The organism is Gilliamella sp. App4-10 (genome assembly GCF_001690495.1).
Classification (GTDB): domain Bacteria; phylum Pseudomonadota; class Gammaproteobacteria; order Enterobacterales; family Orbaceae; genus Gilliamella; species Gilliamella apicola_G.
This window is the reverse complement of sequence record NZ_LZGS01000032.1, coordinates 1-2,987: the sequence shown is the minus strand read 5'-3', so window position 1 is coordinate 2,987 and position 2,987 is coordinate 1. Positions and strand designations below refer to the sequence as shown.

The 2,987-nt window shown below is 36.6% G+C and carries 3 protein-coding genes; all 3 read left to right on the top strand.

What is annotated here, in order from left to right; all coding sequences use genetic code 11:
* The coding region (locus tag A9G23_RS04645) for a DUF308 domain-containing protein (RefSeq protein WP_218059490.1) at positions 1–1,706 on the top strand (1,706 nt) is incomplete at its 5' end.
* Positions 1,707–1,722: 16 nt separating this feature from the next.
* On the top strand, positions 1,723–2,538 hold the full coding sequence (locus tag A9G23_RS04640; RefSeq protein ID WP_065586508.1) for a DUF6708 domain-containing protein: 816 nt from the start codon (positions 1,723–1,725) through the stop codon (positions 2,536–2,538).
* 69 nt (positions 2,539–2,607) lie between these two features.
* Complete coding sequence (locus tag A9G23_RS04635; RefSeq protein ID WP_065586504.1) at positions 2,608–2,859, top strand: hypothetical protein; 252 nt, start codon at positions 2,608–2,610, stop codon at positions 2,857–2,859.
* Positions 2,860–2,987 lie beyond the last annotated feature (128 nt).

The following is a 2,987-nucleotide window of genomic DNA, read 5'->3' as shown; positions in this document are numbered from 1 at the left end:
ATGAAAAGCCCATTAAAACCAGCTCGGGCAAAATGCAAAAAGCAAAATTTACCCTATGCTTTCCTGATAAAGCCAGTAAAGCCTTGTTTGTGGACTTTATCAACGGCACTAATGGCACATTAAGCCTATACAGCTTAAAACAATTTATGGAGCAAAAGTATAAAGATTATTTCAAATTAATCCATAAACAAAAAACACTGCTTGAAAACATAGAAAAAGTGAATCAAGGCAAAGCGTCAATCACTGATAAATTACGCAAAATCAGTGATAAAGCCCTAGAGCGAGCTAAAGCTAAAATAAACGAAAAAATATCAAAAGCAGGAGGCGTGATAGACAAAGCGCAACATGAATTAGAACGTATCTATAATAAGATAGAATTACAAACCGCTAATCAAAACGTCAAAACGGGGAACATAACTTTTAGCATCAATCTTGCGGTGAACGGTATATTAGGTACCCTGACCCTAATAAACATTAGCGATATGCTTAAAGAATGGGATGAAGCAAAAGAAGGTGACGGTGAAACCGATCTAAAAGGGAAAATGCTTAAAGATCTGGTGTCACTGGTACTAACTAGCATCGACTTAACTAACCAATATAAAAATATCAAACTCAATATGCAAATGACTGAAGCGATTAAAGCAGGTAAAGGTGCAACAGCAATAGAAGCTAAGCTTAAGTTCAATGCCATAATTTCTAAAACCGTTTCCAGAGCAACGGCTGCGATCACGGTATTAGATGCGATTGGCGAGTTAAAAAGTTCGTTTGATATGGTGAATATGGAAGATCAAGATTATTTTAAAGCAAGACTCTATGGTTCACTTTTCCTAGGTGCTGGCACTGTTATAGTAGCATTAGCTAGTTCATGGATAACTGTGATTGTGGGGGCTATTTTAATCATTAGTGGTTCAATTGCGATTATGTTTAGTAAAAAGTATGATAAATATACTGCTATACAGCACTGGTTAAACCGTTGTTGCTTTGGTAAGCAAGAAGAATTCGACTATTTAGGCTATCAAGCCTATCACGAAGATGAATACAGCACTCACGCGGGTTTTGGCTTAGCGCTCAACGACTATGCGATCATGGTCTATAATATTCAAACCTTTATTCGTTTAAAGCCGCTATATCATGCACCACCAACAACAGGAGTACCTGATCCCGATGGCCCAAATCCATTTCAACGGCATATCTATTTTTATTTGGATATTCCTGATTTTGCCAAATACAATCAAAACGAAAGCGCAATTGCTTTAATTCGCTTATTTATTAATGATTACCCAAATCTAAAAAGCGAGCCAGATCCACTGCCTGAAAAATATATCGATCTAAAATACCGTATCACCTCGCAACAAATAGCGTTATTAGCAATCAGCAAAAACTATGGTAATCTCAATCTGGTTTGGACGGATAAAAAAGCCTATTTTGATAAGTATGATCGTAATAACGGCGTACTGACTAGGCTGCCAATACCTGATAATAGCAAAATTGACGAGCCAGACGAATTTACCTTAACCACATCGGCTAATCATTTTACTGATAAAACGACAACCAACAGCGACGAGCCAGTTCAAAATGGGCTTATTATCAATAAATGGATAGCCGGCACCATAAGTGCGTTTAATATTGTAAAATATCAAATCATTGTGCAATACAATAACCGTGAAGACGTGCCATTAATCGTGACTAAAAACAATAAAATTTAAAATAAGGAGCAGAACAATGCCATCACAATATCAACCCCAAATTTTTGGTTGGATAAGCGATTTAGTAAAAGGCGGTAACTATTTAACGGGTGCGGATCAGCGTCTTCTATATGCCAATGATAACTACTGTGCTTTTATTCGTAAAACAAAATCTGATCAGATTCTTTATTTATGTATGAGTTTTTTTCTCTCAATTTCGGGGATCTTTTTAATTCCATCTTTGATATATTCTATTATAACGTGCAATAGTGATACACTTTTCTATCTTTTAACTTCTGGTTTATTTTGTTACATTATTCTCGAATATTTAATGATTCCTGAATTTTATCAAAATCTTTTTACACGTCGAGGTAGTCCCATTATTTTTAACCGTAAAACGGGTAAAGTGTATATCAATGAAAGCTATTTTTTTAATTTTAAAGTGTTACGTAATCCGCTAACCTTTTTGCACCCTAATAAAAAACGCATAAAAGAATATGACTGGGCCCATTTACAAGGGGTGGTGGTGCATAACTTTTCACGCTCTTCACTCAACACCACCATATTAATGGTGTGCAAACCCCATACCCATAAAACAATTGACCATATATTATTAGACCCATTACGTGCTGGCATAGGCAGTTATCTGGTTTGGGGTTGGGTCAATAACTTTATGTGCGCGAACAAATTAGCTGGCTTAAACGATGGCAAATACAAATGGGAACAAGAAACCCAATTTAAAGACAACATTATTAAAGGACAAGGCTGGCCAGAATGGATGGTCGAAGCGTTTAATGCCACATCGCAAGCAGAGCTCGCCGAAATTAAACAACGGCATCATGTCAAACAATAAGTTTTAATAGCTCAGGGCGGGGACGGACAAAAAGCCTATTTTGATAAGTATGATCGCAACCGTAATGTCATGACAGGGCTGCCTGAGCCTGATTATAACACTATTGACGAGCCAGACGAATTTACATTAACCACATCGGCTAATCATCTTACTGATAAAACAATAACCAATAGCGACAAGCCAGTTCAAAATGGGCTTATTATCAATAAATGGATCGCCGGCACCATAAGCGCGTTTAATATTGTAAAATATCAAATTATTATTCAATACAATAACCGTGAAGACGTGCCATTAATCGTGACTCAAAACAATAAAATTTAAATTAAGGAGCAGAACAATGCCATCACAATATCAACCCCAAATTTTTGGTTGGATAAGCGATTTAGTAAAAGGCGGTAACTATTTAACGGGTGCGGATCAGCGTCTTCTATATGCCAATGATAACTACT